Origin of the sequence: Streptomyces sp. NPDC005551, from assembly GCF_042871785.1 — a bacterium.
Lineage (GTDB): Bacteria > Actinomycetota > Actinomycetes > Streptomycetales > Streptomycetaceae > Streptomyces.
Genome location: NZ_JBIAJE010000002.1, coordinates 509,490 through 528,712, shown reverse-complemented (window position 1 = coordinate 528,712; position 19,223 = coordinate 509,490). Strand labels below are relative to the sequence as shown.

Annotated in this window: 17 protein-coding genes and 2 tRNA genes; 11 read left to right on the top strand and 8 right to left on the bottom strand. The window is 70.9% G+C overall.

Going from position 1 to position 19,223, the window contains the following annotated elements:
- Window positions 1-285: 285 nt before the first annotated feature.
- Together ACFYP4_RS06515 and ACFYP4_RS06510 are read right to left on the bottom strand one after the other, a co-directional pair.
- Window positions 286-438 carry a hypothetical protein gene (locus ACFYP4_RS06515; RefSeq protein WP_358849928.1) on the bottom strand — a complete coding sequence of 51 codons (153 nt, stop codon included), beginning with the start codon at window positions 436-438 and terminating at the stop codon, window positions 286-288.
- 54 nt (window positions 439-492) lie between these two features.
- Window positions 493-1,707 (bottom strand): ROK family protein, encoded by a 1,215-nt coding sequence (locus tag ACFYP4_RS06510; RefSeq protein WP_388783341.1) that lies wholly within the window; start codon window positions 1,705-1,707, stop codon window positions 493-495.
- A gap of 451 nt (window positions 1,708-2,158) precedes the next feature.
- On the opposite strand from ACFYP4_RS06510, the gene ACFYP4_RS06505 reads away from it, so the two are divergent.
- On the top strand, window positions 2,159-2,734 hold the full coding sequence (locus ACFYP4_RS06505; RefSeq protein ID WP_358849930.1) for a biotin transporter BioY: 576 nt from the start codon (window positions 2,159-2,161) through the stop codon (window positions 2,732-2,734).
- 4 nt (window positions 2,735-2,738) lie between these two features.
- On the opposite strand, the gene ACFYP4_RS06500 is transcribed toward ACFYP4_RS06505, so the two are convergent.
- Both ACFYP4_RS06500 and ACFYP4_RS06495 read right to left on the bottom strand, forming a co-directional pair.
- Window positions 2,739-4,055 (bottom strand): FAD-binding oxidoreductase, encoded by a 1,317-nt coding sequence (locus ACFYP4_RS06500; RefSeq protein WP_388783338.1) that lies wholly within the window; start codon window positions 4,053-4,055, stop codon window positions 2,739-2,741.
- A gap of 233 nt (window positions 4,056-4,288) precedes the next feature.
- Window positions 4,289-5,770, bottom strand: a complete 1,482-nt coding sequence (locus ACFYP4_RS06495; RefSeq protein ID WP_358849932.1) for an amino acid permease — start codon at window positions 5,768-5,770, stop codon at window positions 4,289-4,291.
- A 229-nt stretch (window positions 5,771-5,999) separates the two neighbouring features.
- On the opposite strand from ACFYP4_RS06495, the gene ACFYP4_RS06490 reads away from it, so the two are divergent.
- Together ACFYP4_RS06490 and ACFYP4_RS06485 are read left to right on the top strand one after the other, a co-directional pair.
- The gene (locus ACFYP4_RS06490) at window positions 6,000-6,485 is read left to right on the top strand and encodes a ribose-5-phosphate isomerase (RefSeq protein WP_358849933.1); all 486 of its coding nucleotides are present in this window, start codon (window positions 6,000-6,002) and stop codon (window positions 6,483-6,485) included.
- 161 nt (window positions 6,486-6,646) lie between these two features.
- Window positions 6,647-7,456, top strand: coding sequence for an Fpg/Nei family DNA glycosylase (locus ACFYP4_RS06485; RefSeq protein WP_388783335.1), 810 nt, complete (start codon window positions 6,647-6,649; stop codon window positions 7,454-7,456).
- A 104-nt stretch (window positions 7,457-7,560) separates the two neighbouring features.
- On the opposite strand, the gene ACFYP4_RS06480 is transcribed toward ACFYP4_RS06485, so the two are convergent.
- Complete coding sequence (locus ACFYP4_RS06480; protein ID WP_388783332.1) at window positions 7,561-8,790, bottom strand: GNAT family N-acetyltransferase; 1,230 nt, start codon at window positions 8,788-8,790, stop codon at window positions 7,561-7,563.
- Between the two features lie 161 nt (window positions 8,791-8,951).
- Here ACFYP4_RS06480 and ACFYP4_RS06475 point away from each other — a divergent pair, with 161 nt between their 5' ends.
- Window positions 8,952-10,124 carry a PP2C family protein-serine/threonine phosphatase gene (locus ACFYP4_RS06475; protein WP_358849936.1) on the top strand — a complete coding sequence of 391 codons (1,173 nt, stop codon included), beginning with the start codon at window positions 8,952-8,954 and terminating at the stop codon, window positions 10,122-10,124.
- Between the two features lie 45 nt (window positions 10,125-10,169).
- Entirely contained in the window at window positions 10,170-10,625 is a 456-nt protein-coding gene (locus tag ACFYP4_RS06470; protein WP_388783330.1) for an HD domain-containing protein, read from the top strand.
- Window positions 10,626-10,640: 15 nt separating this feature from the next.
- Here ACFYP4_RS06470 and ACFYP4_RS06465 read toward each other — a convergent pair whose 3' ends face one another.
- A complete protein-coding gene (locus ACFYP4_RS06465) occupies window positions 10,641-11,828 on the bottom strand; it encodes an acyltransferase family protein (protein WP_358849938.1) in 1,188 nt (395 codons plus the stop codon).
- A gap of 610 nt (window positions 11,829-12,438) precedes the next feature.
- On the opposite strand from ACFYP4_RS06465, the gene ACFYP4_RS06460 reads away from it, so the two are divergent.
- Window positions 12,439-12,633: a hypothetical protein gene (locus tag ACFYP4_RS06460; RefSeq protein WP_016435177.1), complete on the top strand. Its 195-nt coding sequence runs from the start codon at window positions 12,439-12,441 to the stop codon at window positions 12,631-12,633.
- A gap of 254 nt (window positions 12,634-12,887) precedes the next feature.
- Here ACFYP4_RS06460 and ACFYP4_RS06455 read toward each other — a convergent pair.
- Window positions 12,888-12,961: transfer RNA gene (locus tag ACFYP4_RS06455), tRNA-Gly, on the bottom strand.
- 163 nt (window positions 12,962-13,124) lie between these two features.
- On the opposite strand from ACFYP4_RS06455, the gene ACFYP4_RS06450 reads away from it, so the two are divergent.
- From ACFYP4_RS06450 to clpX, 5 genes are all read left to right on the top strand, one after another.
- Window positions 13,125-13,201: transfer RNA gene (locus ACFYP4_RS06450), tRNA-Pro, on the top strand.
- A gap of 214 nt (window positions 13,202-13,415) precedes the next feature.
- Window positions 13,416-14,801, top strand: coding sequence for a trigger factor (tig, locus tag ACFYP4_RS06445; RefSeq protein WP_388783328.1), 1,386 nt, complete (start codon window positions 13,416-13,418; stop codon window positions 14,799-14,801).
- Window positions 14,802-15,317: 516 nt separating this feature from the next.
- On the top strand, window positions 15,318-15,923 hold the full coding sequence (locus ACFYP4_RS06440) for an ATP-dependent Clp protease proteolytic subunit (protein WP_183116939.1): 606 nt from the start codon (window positions 15,318-15,320) through the stop codon (window positions 15,921-15,923).
- A 118-nt stretch (window positions 15,924-16,041) separates the two neighbouring features.
- Window positions 16,042-16,722, top strand: coding sequence for an ATP-dependent Clp protease proteolytic subunit (locus tag ACFYP4_RS06435; RefSeq protein WP_358849940.1), 681 nt, complete (start codon window positions 16,042-16,044; stop codon window positions 16,720-16,722).
- A gap of 160 nt (window positions 16,723-16,882) precedes the next feature.
- On the top strand, window positions 16,883-18,172 hold the full coding sequence (gene clpX / locus ACFYP4_RS06430; protein ID WP_358849941.1) for an ATP-dependent Clp protease ATP-binding subunit ClpX: 1,290 nt from the start codon (window positions 16,883-16,885) through the stop codon (window positions 18,170-18,172).
- Window positions 18,173-18,243: 71 nt separating this feature from the next.
- On the opposite strand, the gene ACFYP4_RS06425 is transcribed toward clpX, so the two are convergent.
- Complete coding sequence (locus tag ACFYP4_RS06425; RefSeq protein WP_358855498.1) at window positions 18,244-19,176, bottom strand: hypothetical protein; 933 nt, start codon at window positions 19,174-19,176, stop codon at window positions 18,244-18,246.
- Window positions 19,177-19,223 lie beyond the last annotated feature (47 nt).

The window sequence follows — 19,223 nt, the reverse complement described above, 5'->3', positions numbered from 1 at the left end:
TCGGGACGAGGAGGCGCGCGGTTCCGGGCAGGGCGAAGCGGACGGAGGAGTCCGCGCGCAGGAAGGGGCACGCGCAGGAAGGGGCACGCGCCGAGAGCGCGGCCGGACAAGAGGCGGAAAGAAGAGAACGAGAGAAGCCGGCCAAGGGACCGGCGGGATGCCCTGACGCCCGGGGGACCGCTCCGGGAAGGGAGCGGCCGGGGCCCGCCTCCGGGAAGGGAGCGGCCCGAGGGGACGCCGGAGCGTCAGAGCGCCGGGGCGTCAGAACGTCAGAAGGTCAGTGCCTCAGCAACACAGCGTGCGGCCGACCCGCATCAGGTCGACGACGCGGCACTTGGTGAGCGGGACCCGCCGCACCGGCGGCAGCGCGCCACCGGCGCTCCGGTCGCGGCCCTGCCGCAACCGGAACACCGGGGAATGGTCCTGCGCGCTGCTCATGCAGAGGATGTTCCCGGCCACGCGTGACGCCTGTCAACATTCCGAGTTTCTGAATTAAGTCGGCCCGGGTGGCGTGCCCAACGGGTCCCGGTAGAGCACGTCGAGAGCCACCGAGCCACCCGCCACGGCCAGCGCCGAGTCCGGGAAGCTGGTCGGCACGACCGCCGCCGCCCGCTCCCCGCCCACCTCCTCCCGCAGCGCGGCCAGGCAGTCCTCCCGGTGGGCGACGCCGACCTCGGTGACGACGACGGTGTCCGGATTGAGTACGTCGAGGAGCAGCGCCGCCGCCCGGCCGACCAGCCGGGCCCGTTCCAGAAGCAGCCGCACGGCGACCGGATCGCCACCGGCCGCGGCACCGACCACGTGCATCGGGTTCACCGTGTCGGCGACCCCCTCCGCACGGGCCCGGCGGCACAGCGTCCGCTCGCTCAACTCGGCCTGCAGGCAGCCGGTCCGGCCGCACCCGCACGGCTCGGTGCCGCCCGCCAGCGGCAGGTGCGCGATCGCCCCGGCCTGCGAGCGGGGGCCGTAGTGCACCTCGTCGTGGGTGGCGAAGGCGGCGTCCACCACATTGCCGACGAACAGGTGCAGGACGCTCCGGCTGCCCCGCGCCCGCCCGAACAGCCGCTCCGCGTTGACCAGCGCCCGCGCGTGCCCGTCCACGTGCACCGGCAGCCCGGTGCGCGCCCCGACCGCCTCCCGCACGGCCACGTCCCGCCAGCCGAGGAGGGGGTGCTCCACGACGGTCCCGGAGTCCCGGTCCACCCAGCCCCCGGCCGCCACGCCCACCCCCAGCGGAGTGCGCCCCGGCGCGCCGGCCAGCAGCGCGCCCAGTCCCTCCGCGGCGTTCGCCAGCACCCGGCCCGGTTCGGTGCCGTCGTGCCGCAGCCGCCGTTCCGCCACGACCCGGCCACGCAGGTCGAGCAGCGCCACCGTGGTGTACGGCACCGCCACGTGCACTCCGCCGACCACGAAGCGGGAGTCGTCCAGGTCGACGGGCTGATGCGGGCGCCCGACGCCGTTCGGCCGCCTGGGCAGGGGCGCCTCCCGGATCAGGCCGAGCGCGGCGAACCGGCCGCAGTAGTCGGTCACCGACGCCGGGGAGAGGCCGGTCAGGCGGGCGACGGTGCTGCGTGCGACGGGCCCGTGTTCCAGTACGGACCGCAGGATCGCGCTGGCGCTGGTCCTGCGCCGGTCACTGTCGACGGCGCGCCGGACGTGCGCGGGCGCCGCGGGGGGCGGGGGAGAAGGGGTGAGGGAGCGGGGCATGGGAGACGTCCTCGGAGTCGGTCCGGCACTGCGCCTGGTGGTCTCGGCGAGCCGGATCCGCTCCGCCCCGCCTCAGTCCGGACGACAGGTGGCCGTGCCCTGGCGGCGCAGGTCGACATAGCGACGCGACGCGAAGTTCTCGGACTGGGCGGTCATGCCCCGGAGCGTAGAGCCTGTCCGGCGGTTCCGGCCAGGCCCTGCGCCCGGGACGGAAGGAAGGCGCGGCGGAGGCCTTTGGCGGTTCCCTACAGTCCCGGTTCACCCGTCCCCGTGGGCAAACCGACCCCACCACAGTGACCAGCATCACGCTGCCGCGGGTGTCCCCGGCATTCTTTGTCGGAAGGGCACCAAGCGCGCGTTCCCCCCTTTGTCGAGCGCTGACGGTGATCGGCCCAAGTGCCCTGGGATAGCGTCACGGTGTCCCGAACCGTGAGAAGCCGCCGGAGTCCCCATGAGTACCGCTGTCGTGACCGCCCGCCCCCGCCAGGTCCTCGCCGACCTGCTGCCCGCCTCCCGCGTCAGGGACGTGGCGCTCGTGGCCGGCGGTGCCGCGCTCACCGGGCTCGCCGCCCAGCTCTCCGTGCCCGTGCCGGGCTCGCCGGTGCCGGTGACCGGCCAGACCTTCGCGGCGCTCCTCGTCGGCACCGCCCTCGGCGCGGGCCGCGGACTGTCCTCCCTCGCCCTGTACGCGCTGCTGGGCCTCGCCGGTGTCCCGTGGTTCGCCGAGGGCGGCTCGGGCGTCACCGTGTCGTTCGGCTACATCCTCGGCATGCTCCTCGCCGCCACCGTCGTGGGCGCGCTCGCCCGCCGCGGCGCCGACCGCTCGGTCCTGCGCATGGCGGGCACGATGCTCCTCGGCGAGGCGATCATCTACGCGATCGGCGTCCCGTACCTGGCCTACGCCGCCGACATGTCGCTCACCGCGGCGATCGCGGCCGGTCTCACCCCGTTCCTGATCGGCGACGCACTCAAGGCCGCCCTGGCGATGGGCGTGCTGCCCACCGCCTGGAAGTTCCTCGACCGCTGATCCCTCAGGCACCCCCGAAGAGGTTCGCCGGGTCGTACACCGACTTCAGCCCGGCGAGCCTCTCGCGCGTTCCGGGGTCGTACAGCCCGTCCGGGCGGTCGCCGGCCCCGAACGCGAAGTTGCGCATGCGCCCGGTCGTCCACGGCTCCAGCAGGGCGAAGGCCGGATCCAGCAGGGCGCGGGCCCGTGTCCGGTCGGCCATCGCCAGCAGCCGGACCAGGAAGCGCCCCGCCCGGTGCGGCACGGAGTTCGGCGCGGGCCGGGCCAGCGCCCCGCCCAGGTGGTTGATCTGCACGACGCACATGACGGGCGCCCGGGGCCCGGTCAGGGCGAGCAGCGCGGCCACCGCGTCGACGTCCAGCTCCCGCAGCACCGCATTGTCCCCGTAGTACGTGTGCGGGAAGTCCGGATCGCCGTGAATGGTGTGGCTCTCGGAGTACGGCATCTCGCGCAGCGAGTCCGTGAGGGCCGGGCCGATCTCCCGCAACGGGGCGACGAGTTGCTCGCCCTCGGCGGCCGGACCCGGGTGGGCGACGCGTACGGACACGGCGTACCGCCCGCGCAGTCGCGGCGGCACCCCCGGCACGTCCGGGTACGGCACGGCGGCGAACGACGAGGTCAGGCCGTCGGGGACCGTCCGCGTCCAGTGCTCGTACGCCCGCAGTGCGGTCGCGGGGTCGACCTCGCTCCCGTCGAAGGCGAGCGAGCCGCCGTACAGCCGGGTCACCGGCACGAGTTCCGTCTCCAGCGCGGTGACGATGCCGAGGCGGTGCCCCCCGCCGAGCAGGGCCCAGTACAGGCCGGGGTCCGACGCCCGGGTCACCCGGCGGAGCCGCCCGTCCCCGGTGACCACGTCCAGCGAGCGCACGTGATCGGCCGCGTACCCGAACTCCCGGGCCAGGATGCCCAGTCCGCCGCCCAGCGTGTACGAGACGGCGCCCACGCCCGGCGCCGACCCGTTCAGCGGGGCCAGCCCGGACGGCCCGGCCGCCGCGATCACGTCGGCCCAGCGGACGCCCGCCTCGACGCGGGCGGTGCGGGCCCGGGCGTCGACCGTCACGCCGGCCATGCGCCGCGTCGTGACGAGTACGCCGCCCTGCGAGTCGCCGGGCAGCCCGTGCCCGGTGGCCTGGACGCCCACCGGCAGGCCCGCCGCCGCGGCGTGCCGTACCGCGGCGACCACGTCGTCGGCGCCGGCCGCCGCGAAGACGACGGCGGGCCGCTGCGTGAAACCGGTCTGGAATCCGGCGAGTTCGTCCTCGTAACCCGCGTCGCCGGGCCGCAGGACGAGCCTGCTGTGGGTGCTGTCCACGGTGTTCATGGACGGCATCGTGCCCGCATAACCTGACAGGCGCCGTCAGGTTACCGAGGGCGGTGCGGGCCCGCCCCCGCCGCGAGGCGGCTTCGCCCTCCCGTGAAGACGCCGGCCCGACAGAGCCGTACCCGCCCCCGCCGCAAGGCGCACGACGCACGGGTGGGGCCCCGCGGCACACGCCGCGGGGCCCCACCCTCGCTCTCCGGGTTACCGGTTCACCCGGCCGTCAGCAGCCGGCGTCAGGCACCGGCCTCGGTCTGCGCCTCGTCCCGGGAGGCGTCCGTCACCGGCTGCGCGGGCCGGCCGGCGCCCATCCGCTGGCGGACCAGCGCGATCGTCAGGACCACGGCCGCGACGAGCAGCGACAGCAGGACGGTCTCGCGTCCGTCGTGCTCGGTGTCCGTCAGCATGTAGCCGAGCACGAAGACGATCATCGCGGCGGTCGCCCAGGTGAGGTACGGGTACAGCCACATCCGTACGACCAGCTTCTCCGGCGCCTCACGCTGGATGATCTTGCGCATGCGCAGCTGGGAGAAGCAGATGGCCAGCCAGACGAACAGGGCCACCGCGCCGGAGGAGTTGACCAGGAAGAGGAAGACGGAGTCGGGGAACTTGTAGTTGAAGAAGACGGCGACGAAGCCGAACACGACCGAGACCACGATGGCGGTCATCGGCACACCCCGTGCCGTCGTCCGCGCGAACGCCTTCGGCGCGTCCCCGCGCTCGCCGAGCGAGAACGCCATCCGGGAGGCCGTGTACAGGCCGGAGTTGAGGCAGGACAGCACCGACGTCAGCACGATGAAGTTCATGATCTGACCGGCGTGCGCGATGCCCAGGGAGTTCAGCGCGGCGACGTAGGAGCCCTCGTCGGCGATGGACTTGTCGTTCCACGGCAGGAGCGAGACGACGACGAGGATCGAGCCGAGGTAGAAGACGGCGATCCGCCAGATGATGCTGTTGGTGGACTTGGTGACCGCGCGCTGCGGGTCCTCGGACTCACCGGCCGCCAGCGTGGCGATCTCACTGCCCATGAAGGAGAAGACCACCAGCAGGACGCCGGTGAGGATCGCGCCGGGCCCGTGCGGGAGGAAGCCGCCGTGCTCGGTCAGGTTGCCGAACCCCGCCTTGTCCGCGTCGACGCCGGGCAGCACGCCGAAGACGGCCAGACCGCCCACCACGATGAACGCGCCGATCGCGACGACCTTGATCCCGGCGAACCAGAACTCGAACTCGCCGTACGAGCCGACCGAGACCAGGTTGGTCGCGGTGAGCACCATCATCACGATGAGCGCCCAGCCCCACTGCGGAACGGCCGGTATCCACCCTTCGAGGATCTTGGCCCCGGCGGTGGCCTCCACGGCCAGCACCACCACCCAGAAGAACCAGTAGAGCCAGCCGATCGAGAAGCCGGCCCAGCGGCCCAGCGCCCGGTCGGCGTGCGCCGAGAACGATCCGGACGTCGGGTTGGCCGCGGACATCTCGCCGAGCATCCGCATCACCAGCACGACGAGCGTGCCGACGAGGGCGTAGGACAGCAGGATGCCCGGGCCCGCGGTGGCGATTCCGGTGCTGGAGCCGACGAACAGTCCGGCTCCGATGACACCGCCGATGGCGATCATCGACAGGTGGCGGTTCTTCAGTCCGGCCTGGAGTCCGCCACCGGGTTCTCCGGGGCTCTCCGGGCCGTGTCCGGCCTTCGACAGGGTCGGCTGCGAGGTCATGGGACGAGTTCCTTTGTGCCGAGTGTGCAGATTTCCCGTACGAGCGGTGTACGGCTCCTCATGCGAGCGGTGTACGAGTCGGTCCAGTGAAACGGAGGCCACGGAATTCGTGAACCTTTGATTCCGGATCGTTACTTGAGGTTTCCCTGAGGTTTAGTGGCTCAGGCCACTCTTCTCTCCGGCGGCACCCGGCGAGGCCGGACGGATACGGGCGTGTCACACTCGGAGCATGCGCGTGTACCTCGGCTCCGATCATGCCGGTTTCGAACTGAAGAACCACCTCGTGGAGTGGCTCAAGGCGGCCGGCCACGAGCCCGTCGACTGCGGGCCGCTCATCTACGACGCCCAGGACGACTACCCGCCCTTCTGCCTGCGCGCGGCACAGCGCACGGCGGCGGACCCGGACTCCCTCGGCATCGTGATCGGCGGCTCCGGCAACGGCGAGCAGATGGCCGCGAACAAGGTGGCCGGCGTGCGTGCCGCCCTCGCCTGGAGCGAGGAGACCGCCTCGCTCGGCCGCCAGCACAACAACGCCAACGTGGTCGCCGTCGGCGCGCGCATGCACACGCGGGAGGAGGCGACGAAGTTCGTCGAGACCTTCCTGGGCACCCCGTTCTCGGGCGACGAGCGCCACGTCCGCCGCATCGACATGCTCTCCGCCTACGAGACCACCGGCGACCTCCCCGAGATCCCGCCCCACCACCCGCAGCAGTAGCGCTCCGCCGGGAACGCCGGACGGGAGGTCTCGGCCCGTCCGGCGTCCAGGACGTGCGCGAGGCGCGCCGGTGGGCGCGGGGCGCAGCCCCGGAACCGGGACGGGCAGGGGCGGAGCGGGTGACCCGTCCGCCCCCAGGACGGACGACGCAGGAGGACCCCGTGCCCGAGGGGCACACCATTCACCGCCTGGCCAAGGACTACGCCGCGGCCTTCGCAGGCCGCAGAACGCGCGTCACCAGTCCCCAGGGGAAATTCGCGGACGCCGCGGCCCTGCTCGACGGCACCGTCCTGGAATCCGCCGACGCCCACGGCAAACACCTCTTCCTCGGCTTCCGCGCATCCGAGTGGATCCACATCCACCTCGGCCTCTTCGGCAAGGTCACCTTCGGCCCCGCCCCGGCCCCGCCGCCCACGGACACCGTCCGCCTCCGCCTCGCCGACGCCAGGTCGTACGTCGACCTGCGCGGCCCCACGACCTGCGCCCTGATCACCGACGCCGAGAAGCAGGCGATACACGGCCGCCTCGGCCCGGACCCGCTGCGCCCCGACGCCGACCCGGCCGGGGCCTACCGCCGGGTCTCCCGCAGCCGTACGACGATCGCCGCCCTGCTCATGGACCAGAAGGTGATCGCGGGCGTCGGCAACGTCTACCGCGCCGAGGTCCTCTTCCGGCACCGCATCGACCCGTACCGGCCGGGCAGGGACATCACCCCGGCCGAGTGGGACGCGATCTGGGCCGACCTGGTCGCCCTGATGCGCGAGGGCGTCCGCCACAACCGCATCGACACCGTCCGCCCGGAGCACACCCCCGAGGCCATGGGCCGCCCGCCGCGCGTCGACGACCACGGCGGCGAGGTCTACGTGTACCGCAGGGCCACCCTGCCCTGCCACGTCTGTGGCGGCGAGATCCGCACCGCCGGTCTCGCCGCCCGCAACCTGTTCTGGTGCCCGGCCTGCCAGACCCCGTGACGGTCACCGGACTCGGTAACGGTCACCGGACCCGTGACGGCCACCGGCCCCCGTGACTGTCAGCAGACCCCGTGACCGTCACCCCACACCTCATCCCGTGACCGTCAGAAGCCGTGCGGCAGCCACGGCGCGACCGCCGAGGTGAACCCCGCCGACGCCTCGGCCACCGCGCCCTGTCGCAGCTCCCGCACCAGCCCCGCCCCCGCGAGCGAGGCGAGGGACACCCCGCCGAGGTACGCCGACCCCAACTCCACGACGGACAGGGCGAGATCGGCCGCGTCCTCCGTGCGCGCGCAGGACGCGCCCTTCGGGTCGCCGTAGAGCCGCCAACGCCCCTCGTTCCAGGGGCAGAACGCGTCCTCGACCTCGAACACCACGTCGACCGGAGCCTGGTAGGTCCGCGCAGCCAGCGCGGCTCCGACGTCGACGAGCCGCACGTGCAGCGCGTCCCGCGTCCGCAGGTTGCAGCGCCGGATGTCGGACACCAGATGCTGCCATCCCTCGTCCACGGGACGGCCGCGCGTGCGCAGCGTGGTCGTCAGGTCGACGCCGAACAGGAACCGCCACAGCGCGGCCCGCACCACCGGGTCGAGCCCCTCCAGGTCCTCCAGGACGACCGTGCCGTTGTGCCCGGACGGAGTCCACTCGGGCTTGACCCGGAAGCGCGCGTAACCGGCGACCTCCCCGTCCCGCTCCGCGACCACGCACTGCAGCGCCGAGGCACCGCCCCGCTCGCTCTCCGGGTCGAGCAGCGCGACCCGCTCCCAGCCGGGCCGGCGCGCCAGCATGCCCGGACGGCCGGGCACCAGCCGCGCGTACACCGCCTCGCACGCGTCGAGCACGTCGGCAGGCGGCGCGTACCGCAGGCGTACGTCATCGGTGCCGGGCGGCACGGACAGCCGCACCCGGGCGGTGTCGATCTCGGCGCTCACGTTCAGGGTGCCGGTGCCGTAGCCGAACCGGCCGTAGATCACCGGCTCCGAGGCCGTCAGGACGGCCACCGGCTCGCCCCAGGAGCGGACGTCGTCCAGCTGCCGGCGCATCATCGAAGTCAGGACCCCGCGCCGCCGGTGCGTCGCCGCGACGCTCACCATCGTGACGCCCGCGGCGGACACACAGGCCCCGCCGGGTACCGAGAGCTCGAAGGTGAACGCGCCCGCGCTGCCGACGCACTCGTCGCCGTCCCAGACCCCGATGGAACGGTCGTACTCGGTGAGCGCACGCCACAGTTCGCGCTCCTCCGACGACTCGTCCACCCCGCCGAAAGCCCGGATCAAATTGCCGTACCAGGCGTCCCGCTCGGCCGGTTCGAGCACCCGCACATCAGTCGTCATGGACCATGCCTATCAGGGCAATGCGGTGCGAGCGAGGGAATTTCGCCCGGGTTACCGGAACCGTTCTTCCGTGAAGTTCCCCGTGAACTCGGGCGCTCGGACGGGGGACAAGTGGGACCTCCCGTGCCAAGGGACTGGTCCGATGGATAGGGTCCCGAGCAATGGCAGCAGGACGAGGGCGGCGCACGGCCGCCGAGACGTTCACGGCCCGGTTGAAGAAACAGTGGCACCGGGTCCGCACCGCCCTGCGCAGATCCGCCGTCGACTACTTCCGCGGGGACGGTTCGGACTGGATCGCGCTGGTCGGTCTGCTCCTGACGGTCCCGCTGATCGCGGCCACCACGATGGTCAACTCCGTGTGGTGCTCACCCGCCGCGCTGGTCCTGCCGATCGTCGCGGGCGGACTGCTGCTGCGGCCGGCCAGCCTGCTCGGTCTGTACGCCGCCGCGGCCACCGCGCTGATCGTGGAGTCGGTCAGGCTCGGCCCGTACACGCAGGGCCCGTCGCGGGTGACGCCGGGCGTCGTGCTCGTCGTCGCGGCCTGCGGCTTCTTCGGGCTGCTGATCGCCCAGTTCCGCAGCCGGGTCGGCGTGCCCTGGCGGCGTGGCGGCACGATGCTCTTCGACCTGCGCGAACGGATCCGGGTGCAGAGCAAGCTGCCCCAGCTGCCGCAGGGATGGCACCGGGAGATGGCGCTGCGCCCGGCGGGCGGGCAGTCGTTCTCCGGTGACTTCGTGGTGGCCGCCCGGACGAACGGCGGGCGGACCCTGGAGGTCGTCCTCACCGACGTCTCCGGCAAGGGCATGGACGCGGGATCGCGTGCGCTGCTCCTGTCGGGCGCCTTCGGCGGCCTGCTGGGATCGCTGCCGCCGCACGCCTTCCTGCCCGCGGCCAACGGCTACCTCCTGCGCCAGGACTGGGACGAGGGCTTCGCGACCTCGATCCACCTGGTCCTCGACCTCGACTCGGGCGACTACGAACTCTTCTCCGCCGGCCACCCGCCGGGCCTCCAGCTCAGCGCGGGCAGCGGGCGATGGGAGGAGAAGGTGGCCGAAGGCCCCCTCCTCGGGGTGTACGACGGCGCGCAGTTCGACCCCGTGAAGGGCTCGCTGCGCCCCGGAGACGTCCTGATGCTGTTCACCGACGGTCTGGTGGAGACCGCCGAACGCGACATCGTGGAGGGCATCGACCGGCTCACCGGAGAGGCCGACCGCTATGTGGCGGGCGGTTTCCACGGCGCCGCCTGGCATCTCATCGAGGCGGTCGCGAAGGACGTCAACGACGACCGGGCCCTGCTGCTGATCTGCCGCGACGGACCCACGGCCGCCCGCTGAACTCCGTCCGCCCCGGGGCGGACGGGGCTGGGGGACACTGGGGGAGTGACGCAGACTCTCCTGACCCTGGCCGAAGTCGAAGCCCTCGCCCGCAAGGCGCACGCCGCGCAGACCGACAAGGCGGGCCGGCCGTACGCGGAGCACCTCCAGGCCGTGGCGGAGGGGGTGCGCGAGCGCGGCGGCGACGAGGAGCAGCTCGCGGCGGCCTGGCTGCACGACGCCGTCGAGGACGACGCGCTGTCGCGGGAGTGGCTGCGCGGGGCCGCGCTGACCCCGCGCACCAAGGACATCGTCCTCGCGCTCACGAAGACCGAGGACGAGCCCCCGGAGTCGTACGCGGAACGCATCCGGTCGACTCCGGGGGCCCTCCTGGTGAAGGCGGCGGACCTGGCGCACAACGCCGACCCGGCCCGGCTCGCGGTCCTCGACGAGCACACCCGGGCACGGCTGGCGAAGAAGTACGCCATGATGCGCGCGCTGCTCGGCCTGCCGCCGTCGTGAGCCCGAAACGACCTGTCAGGCCGCCGTCTTGGCCCTGGCGCGTTCGCGGGCGAGCTCCGTCGCGTCCTGCCGGAAGGCCCACTCCATCCTCGGCTCCATCGCCCAGCGGAACACGCGCTGCACGGGCGGGGTGCACAGCACGGTGATGACCGCGGCCGCGAAGAGCGTCGCCAGGATCTCGCCGTACGGCTTCTGCAGCCAGGCGTAGCTGTCGTACCAGCCCCAGAAACGGGAGCCCTTGGCGAGGAAGCCGTGCAGCAGGTAGCCGTACAGCGTGCCCGCGCCCAGCACCGTGAACCACATCTTCCGGCGCGGCACCCAGGCGAAGAAGCACGAGGTGAGGACCATCGAGCTGCCGAACAGCGCGAGCGTCATCACGACACCGGCCCACCACGGGGCCCCCAGTTCCTGAGCGCTGTCACGGTGGTAGAACCAGGCCGAGTTCATCCGCGGCCCCGCCCAGTACGCCACCGCCAGCGCGGCCGCGAAGAGCGGCAGCGACAGGACGCGGACCTCGCGGCGCCGCATCAGTTGGAAGTACTCGGGCTTCATGAACAGGCCCATGACGAAGAACGGCAGGAACTGCAGCACCCGTTGCAGGTCGAGGTCGTCGCCGATGTCGGGCGAGACCGAGGCCAGGACCGCGACGGCCAGCGCGAGCGGCACCGGCCAGCGCACGACCTTCCACAGCGGGGTGGTCAGCCGCCACACGAACAGCGCGACCAGGAACCAGGTGAGGTACCAGGGGTCGAGCAGGCTGATCGGGTGCGTCGGGTCGTCGTCCGCGTACCGCTTGAAGAGGGAGTACGCGACCTCGAAGAGCACGTACGGCACGGCGACGCCGGTCACCAGCCGCTTGAGCCGGTCGGCGCGCATGTCGAAACTGCGCGAGAAATAGCCGGAGATGAGGATGAACGCCGGCATGTGGAACGTGTAGACGACCATGTACAGCGCCTCCGCGGCGCGGCTGTGGTCGGTCAGCGGTTCCCAGGCGTGACCCATCGCGACGAGGACGATCGCCAGGTACTTGGCGTTGTCGAAGAACGCGTCGCGCTGTTTGAGCGGCTTGCCTGCGGGGGAGGCGGTCTTGGCGACCGGTTGTGCGGGGTGGGGCGAGCGCGGGCTCGGCACTCCGTCCGCCGGCTGCTGTGCCGGGGGGAGCGGCGCTCTGTCGTGGCCGTACGGACGCAACGAGTTCGTCACAGGCCCTCCCACCAAGAACTCGGCGGGACGGTCCATGACCTCGCTGCGCTTGCGGGGGACGAGGCAGCGTGGAACATCTGAGGCACCCTAGCGTTGTCTGTGGGATTCCGTGAAACCCCTGGGTGTGATTACCGCTTTCGCCTGCGCATACCCCGGATTCGGCGAAGTCAACATACGAATCCGCACACTGTCCGATCATCGATCGGCAGGAACTGCCGGCCTGTTGTGTCCCACTTCATCCTGACTAAATGGTGCATAACACTCGCGGGCGACTCCGGCGGAATGTCCGCTTCATTGGTCTTTTCTTCCCCACGCTCGATGCCGTGGTGTGCCCGCCGCGACAATTCGAATTACCTGCGAACAGGATGTGTGGACATGGAAACGATCACTTTGAATTCCCGGCGGGGCATCGCCGAATTGCCGTGCGGGGGCCCGGAGTCGGGTCCCGCGGGGCGGGTGCGGCGACGCGGGAACCGGGTCTCCTTCGCCGACGTTGCCTCACCTGCCGCATACGGGGGGCCTGTTGGTGGCACGATGGTTCTGGCGGGGGTGCGCGGGGCTGGCGCCCCCGGGCCGGTAGAGCGGAACCGACCGTAGGGTGTGATCAGTTGTGGCCATTTCGCTGTCAGTGGTGCTGCTGTTGGCGATCATCCTGGTGGTGTTGATCCGAGGGGGTTCGATCAAGGCGGGGCCGGCCATCGTGGCGGTGCTCTTCGGCTTCTTCCTCGCCTCGACCGGGATGGCTCCGTCCATCAACCGGTTCCTGAACTCGATAGCGGAGACCATCAACTCGATCAGCTTCTGACCGGACGGAACGCTCCCCGGGCACCCGACCCCGCCCGGGCGGGCTCCGCGTCCTCGCGCACCCGGTCTTCGCGCACCCGCGGACCGACGGCCCCCGCCACCGCTCGCGGGCGCCGTCGGCCGACCGGTCGTACGCCCCGCCGGTCGCGGACGGCAACCCGCACGCCCCCGGGGGCGCGGGCGAGCCCCGGTCACGGCACGCGAAAAACCTCCGGCCCGGTCCCGAGCAGCTGCTCGGGACCGGGCCGGAGGCCATGGAGCGGGCGACGGGAATCGAACCCGCGTAGCTAGTTTGGAAGACTAGGGCTCTACCATTGAGCTACGCCCGCACGGAGCGCGCCGCAGGTCAGTGACCGCGGCACGGAAGGCATCGTAGCGTCTCGCACCCCCTCGCCGCACACTCCGTCCGACGCTTCGTCCGCCGGCGCCGCGAGCGGGGGGAAATGGGCCCGCCGGGAGGCCCGGGGGCATGTACCCTACGTGTCGCACCGACGGGGTGTGGCGCAGCTTGGTAGCGCGTCCGCTTTGGGAGCGGAAGGCCGTGGGTTCAAATCCCGCCACCCCGACCACCTGGATCAACGCCAGGACGGCTGGATCCGGCGGGCGGCGCCGGGCTCCACCGGTCTCCTTTTGGGGCGTGTACCGCCTGCGGCTAGTATGCAAACTGCGCGCCCGTATGTCTGCACTGTCACGTCTCTCAAGGGCCGCGAATCCGCAGAGGCTCTGCCCGACCGGCAGAGGCACGCAGAACCCCCAAGAAGTCAGCCACAAGGAGACCGAACCGTGAAGAGCGCCGTGGAGACCCTGAACCCGACTCGGGTTCGGCTCACTGTCGAGGTGCCCTTCGAGGAGCTCAAGGACAGCCTCGACGCGGCGTACAAGAAGATCAACCAGCAGGTCACGGTGAAGGGGTTCCGGAAGGGCAAGATCCCGGCCCGCATCATCGACCAGCGGTTCGGTCGTGGCGCCGTGCTCGAGGAAGCCGTCAACGACGCGCTCCCGAAGTTCTACACCGAAGCGGTCAACGAGGCTGAGCTGAACGTCCTCGGCCAGCCCGAGGTCGACATCACCGAGCTGAAGGACGGCGAGACGCTGAACTTCACCGCCGAGGTCGACGTCCGCCCGACCATCGAGATCCCGGACTACTCCGGCATCGAGGTCGAGGTCGACGCCATCGAGGTCAGCGACGAGGACGTCGACAAGGCCGTCACCGAGCTGCGCGAGCGTTTCGCCTCGACCTCCCCGGTCGAGCGCGCCGCCCAGGACGGCGACGTCGTCACCCTCGACCTGGAGGCCAAGGTCGACGGCGAGGTCCTCGAGGACGGCGTCGCGTCCGGCGTCTCCTACACCATCGGCTCCGGTGAGCTGCTGGAAGGCATCGACGAGGCCGTGACGGGCGTGGAGGCCGGTGGCGAGACCACCTTCACCTCCGAGCTCAAGGGCGGCTCGGCGGCCGGCAAGGAGGCCGAGGTCACCGTCAAGGTCACCCAGGTCGCTGCCCGCGAACTGCCCGAGCTGGACGACGACTTCGCGCAGCTCGCGTCCGAGTTCGACACCCTCGACGAGCTGAAGGCCGACAGCCGCAAGCGCCTCGAGAACATGAAGCAGTACGACCAGGCCACGCAGGCCCAGGAGCGCGTCCTGGAGAAGCTGCTCGAGCTGGTGGAGGTCCCGGTCCCCGAGAAGCTGCTCGAGGACGAGATCAACACCCGTAAGCACAACCTCGAGCACCACCAGCTCGGCCAGATGGGCCTCGACCTCGCGAAGTACCTGGAGATCCAGGGCAAGACCGAGGAGGAGTTCGTCGCGGAGACCAAGGAAGCCGCGGTCAAGGGCATCAAGACGCAGTTCGTCCTCGACGAGCTCGTCAACAAGGAGAAGCTGAACGTCAACCAGGAGGAGCTCACCGAGCACCTCATGCGGCGCGCCGCCTCCTCCGGCATGTCCCCCGACCAGTTCGCCCAGGCCGTCGTCGAGGGCGGCCAGGTCCCGATGCTGGTCGGCGAGGTCGCCCGCGGCAAGGCCCTCGCGGTCGTCGTCGAGGCCGCCACGGTCAAGGACACCAACGGCGAGATCGTCGACCTGGACGACGAGGACGAGACGGCCGAGACCGTCGAGGCCCCCGCCGAGTCCTCGGACGAGGCCCCGGAGGCCAAGCCCGAGGCCTGACCGCCCCGCCAGTACGCCCGACGGGCCCCCGGGACATCTCACTGTCCCGGGGGCCCGTCGTGCGCCCTGAGGGGCGCGGGGAACGGCGCGCTCGGCCCACGTGGCGCCGCACCCGCCGACGGCCGGGACACGGCAGACGCGTCGGCGGCCCCGCAGGGGCCCTTCAGGGGCGCGGGGAACTGCGCGACCGGCCCACGACGGCCCGCGCCCGCCGGCGCACAGCCCTTCGCAGGCGCGGCTGCGGGCCCGTGAGGGCCGTTCGTGCGGCGCCCCGCACACCTGACACGGACGGTGTTGAAAGCCCGGTCAGGCCGACGCAGCACATGCGCTCACAGCGAACAGTTCCCTCTGCGGGATTCCCCGGAGGGACCCGCGCGTTAGGGTCCATGAATACGAGGGCAGGGGAGTCCCCGAAGCCGCCCCGGGGCGGTGCGGGTGGGGCCCCAGGCCTGAGCAGAAGACGTGAGACGGCCCGGCGCCGTCGCAAGACGAGCAGGTGGATACGTGACGAATCTGATGCCCACAGCTGCCGGCGACCCCATCGGTGGTGGCCTCGGCGACCAGGTCTACAACCGACTGCTCGGCGAGCGAATCATCTTCCTCGGCCAGGCGGTCGACGATGACATCGCCAACAAGATCACGGCGCAGCTGCTGCTCCTTGCCTCCGACCCGGACAAGGACATCTACCTCTACATCAACAGCCCCGGCGGCTCGATCACGGCCGGTATGGCGATCTACGACACCATGCAGTACATCAAGAACGACGTGGTGACCATCGCCATGGGCATGGCGGCCTCGATGGGCCAGTTCCTGCTCAGCGCCGGTACCCCCGGCAAGCGCTTCGCGCTGCCGAACGCCGAGATCCTGATCCACCAGCCCTCCGCGGGCCTCGCGGGCTCCGCGTCGGACATCAAGATCCACGCCGAGCGGCTGCTGCACACCAAGAAGCGGATGGCGGAGCTGACCGCCTTCCACACCGGCCAGAGCGTGGAGCAGATCACCCGCGACTCCGACCGCGACCGCTGGTTCGACCCGATCGAGGCCAAGGAGTACGGCCTCATCGACGACATCATGCCCACCGCAGCCGGCATGCCGGGCGGCGGCGGCACCGGGGCGGCGTAACCGGCTCACGCCGGCGCGCGCCGACGGACGCGGCACCCGGCCGCCGTCCGCCGGCGGGCGAGCCCCTCAAGCCCCCAGGCGACCGCCTCAGGCCCCTTTCAGGCTTCCAGGAGACACAGTGAACGACTTCCCCGGCAGCGGCATCTACGCCCGCGCGCAGGCCGAGTACACCGGTCCTCGCGCGGAGTCCCGCTACGTCATCCCGCGCTTCGTCGAGCGCACCTCGCAGGGCGTGCGTGAGTACGACCCGTACGCGAAGCTCTTCGAGGAGCGCGTGATCTTCCTCGGCGTGCAGATCGACGACGCCTCCGCCAACGACGTCATGGCGCAGCTGCTGTGCCTGGAGTCGATGGACCCCGACCGTGACATCTCGGTCTACATCAACAGCCCCGGCGGCTCCTTCACGGCGCTCACGGCCATCTACGACACGATGCAGTTCGTGAAGCCCGACATCCAGACGGTCTGCATGGGCCAGGCCGCTTCCGCGGCCGCCATCCTGCTGGCCGCCGGTACGCCGGGCAAGCGCATGGCGCTGCCGAACGCGCGTGTGCTGATCCACCAGCCCTACAGCGAGACCGGCCGCGGCCAGGTCTCCGACCTCGAGATCGCGGCGAACGAGATCCTCCGGATGCGTTCGCAGCTGGAGGACATGCTGGCCAAGCACTCCACCACGCCGATCGAGAAGATCCGCGAGGACATCGAGCGCGACAAGATCCTCACGGCCGAGGACGCGCTCGCGTACGGCCTGATCGACCAGATCATCTCCACCCGGAAGATGAACAACTCGGCGGTTGCCTGACGCGAGGCTGTATCGTCTGCCGCTCCTTGGCACGGAGCACGTCAAAGTGAACCGTGCCAAGGGGGGCCCGAACGGGGGGCCCGGCAAGGTACCGTCGGACATAAGGCAGCACCAGGAGCCGCTGGACCTAGGCGTCTCCCAGGCGAAGGGGAAGCACACCGTGGCACGCATCGGTGACGGCGGCGATCTGCTCAAGTGCTCGTTCTGTGGCAAGAGCCAGAAGCAGGTCAAGAAGCTCATCGCAGGCCCCGGTGTCTACATCTGCGACGAGTGCATCGATCTCTGCAACGAGATCATCGAGGAAGAACTCGCGGAGACGAGCGAGGTGCGCTGGGAGGAACTCCCCAAGCCCCGCGAGATCTACGAGTTCCTCGAGGGGTACGTCGTGGGCCAGGAGGCCGCCAAGAAGGCGCTCTCGGTCGCGGTGTACAACCACTACAAGCGGGTCCAGGCCGGGGAGAACGGCGGGGCGCAGGGCCGTGACGACGCCATCGAGCTGGCGAAGTCGAACATCCTGCTGCTGGGCCCCACGGGCTCCGGCAAGACGCTCCTCGCCCAGACGCTGGCGCGCATGCTGAACGTCCCGTTCGCCATCGCCGACGCGACCGCGCTGACGGAGGCCGGGTACGTCGGCGAGGACGTCGAGAACATCCTGCTGAAGCTCATCCAGGCGGCGGACTACGACGTCAAGAAGGCCGAGACCGGCATTATCTACATCGACGAGATCGACAAGGTCGCCCGCAAGAGCGAGAACCCGTCGATCACCCGTGATGTGAGCGGCGAGGGTGTGCAGCAGGCCTTGCTGAAGATCCTGGAGGGCACCACCGCCTCGGTCCCGCCGCAGGGCGGCCGCAAGCACCCCCACCAGGAGTTCATCCAGATCGACACGACGAACGTGCTGTTCATCGTGGGCGGTGCCTTCGCGGGCCTGGAGAAGATCATCGAGTCGCGGGCCGGCGCCAAGGGCATCGGCTTCGGCGCGACGATCCGCTCGAAGCGCGAGATCGAGTCCAAGGACCAGTTCGAGGCCGTCATGCCGGAAGACCTGGTGAAGTTCGGCATGATCCCCGAGTTCATCGGCCGGCTGCCCGTCATCACCTCGGTCCACAACCTGGACCGCGAGGCACTCCTCCAGATCCTGGTGGAGCCGCGCAACGCGCTGATGAAGCAGTACCAGCGCCTCTTCGAACTCGACGGTGTGGAGCTGGAGTTCGAGCGTGAGGCGCTGGAGGCGATCGCCGACCAGGCCATCCTCCGCCAGACCGGCGCCCGCGGACTGCGCGCCATCATGGAGGAGGTCCTGATGTCGGTGATGTACGAGGTCCCGTCCCGCAAGGACGTGGCCCGCGTCGTCATCACCGCGGACGTCGTTCACTCGAACGTGAACCCGACGCTGATCCCGAGGGACGCGCGCAACGGGCGCGGCCCGGGGGAGCAGAAGACGGCGTAGTTCCGCCGCTGTACGCACAGCGAAGGGGCCCCGGTCGGACGACCGGGGCCCCTTCGCTGTGGTGAGCGGGGTCAGATCTTCTTGCGGACGTCGTTGCGGAGCTTGGCGGCGAGGTCCGCCGTGTCCTGCATCGAGCCGCCCTTACCGGTGGTGAACGTGGTGAAGTCGAGCGCGAACACCGAGGCCACCGTGCTGTGGTCGGCCCAGATGCACAGCGGCATCTTCACGGTCTTGGGGGCGGTGCTCGTGCTCGACTCGTCGTTGTTGGTGATCTCGCTCTCCTGGCACTTCATGATGCCGTTCTCGAAGCCGTCAGGCGTGAACTCCTGCGGGCTGCCGAGCAGCTTGCCGGTGCTGTCGTCGTCGCTCTGGTCCTTCTCGGACTCGGTCTTCGCCTTGGCGAACATGGAGTCGACGACGGCCTCCGGGTCGTCGATGGTGCCGTACACGCCGCTGAAGGAGAGGTTCTTGGCGGTCAGGCCGCTGCCGTTCGTGTAGGCGGCGCTGACGTCCTCGGCGTCCTTGACGCCCCACTTCTCGAAGTCCTTGATGTCCTCGTCGGACGTCGAGCCGACGCCGCCCTTGCTCTTCTTGTACGTGCCGTCGAGCACCGTCGCAGGCGTCGTCAGCTTGTGCGCGCCGTCGTCCTCCACGCTGCCCGAACCGCCACCCGAACCGAGCAGGAAGTACGCGCCGACCGCGATCGCGGCGACGACCGCCACCGCGCCGACGATGAGCCCGGTCTTCTTCTTGCCGCCGGCGGGGGCGGGCGGCTGCGGGGCGCCGTAGGGCTGCTGGCCGTACGGCTGCTGGGGCGGAACACCGGGGGGAGCCTGCTGCGGATAGCCGGGGCCGGGCTGCTGGGGAGCCTGCGGCGGGTAGCCGTAACCGGGCTGGGGCGCCTGCGGCTGCTGACCGTACGGTCCCGGCTGCTGCGGCTGCTGACCGTAGGGTCCGGGCTGCTGGGGCTGCCCGCCGTACGGGCCCGGCTGGTTGTAGCTCATTACTGGGTTCCCCTCCAGATATTCATGTGTTCCGAACATCCTGTCGC

Bases quoted from the DNA above. Each gene is read 5' to 3' on its own strand.
- ACFYP4_RS06515 (WP_358849928.1), bottom strand. From the start codon at position 438: ATGAGCAGCGCGCAGGACCATTCCCCGGTGTTCCGGTTGCGGCAGGGC.
- ACFYP4_RS06510 (WP_388783341.1), bottom strand. From the start codon at position 1,707: ATGCCCCGCTCCCTCACCCCTTCTCCCCCGCCCCCCGCGGCGCCCGCG.
- ACFYP4_RS06505 (WP_358849930.1), top strand. From the start codon at position 2,159: ATGAGTACCGCTGTCGTGACCGCCCGCCCCCGCCAGGTCCTCGCCGAC.
- ACFYP4_RS06500 (WP_388783338.1), bottom strand. From the start codon at position 4,055: ATGAACACCGTGGACAGCACCCACAGCAGGCTCGTCCTGCGGCCCGGC.
- ACFYP4_RS06495 (WP_358849932.1), bottom strand. From the start codon at position 5,770: ATGACCTCGCAGCCGACCCTGTCGAAGGCCGGACACGGCCCGGAGAGC.
- ACFYP4_RS06490 (WP_358849933.1), top strand. From the start codon at position 6,000: ATGCGCGTGTACCTCGGCTCCGATCATGCCGGTTTCGAACTGAAGAAC.
- ACFYP4_RS06480 (WP_388783332.1), bottom strand. From the start codon at position 8,790: ATGACGACTGATGTGCGGGTGCTCGAACCGGCCGAGCGGGACGCCTGG.
- ACFYP4_RS06475 (WP_358849936.1), top strand. From the start codon at position 8,952: ATGGCAGCAGGACGAGGGCGGCGCACGGCCGCCGAGACGTTCACGGCC.
- ACFYP4_RS06440 (WP_183116939.1), top strand. From the start codon at position 15,318: ATGCCCACAGCTGCCGGCGACCCCATCGGTGGTGGCCTCGGCGACCAG.
- ACFYP4_RS06425 (WP_358855498.1), bottom strand. From the start codon at position 19,176: ATGAGCTACAACCAGCCGGGCCCGTACGGCGGGCAGCCCCAGCAGCCC.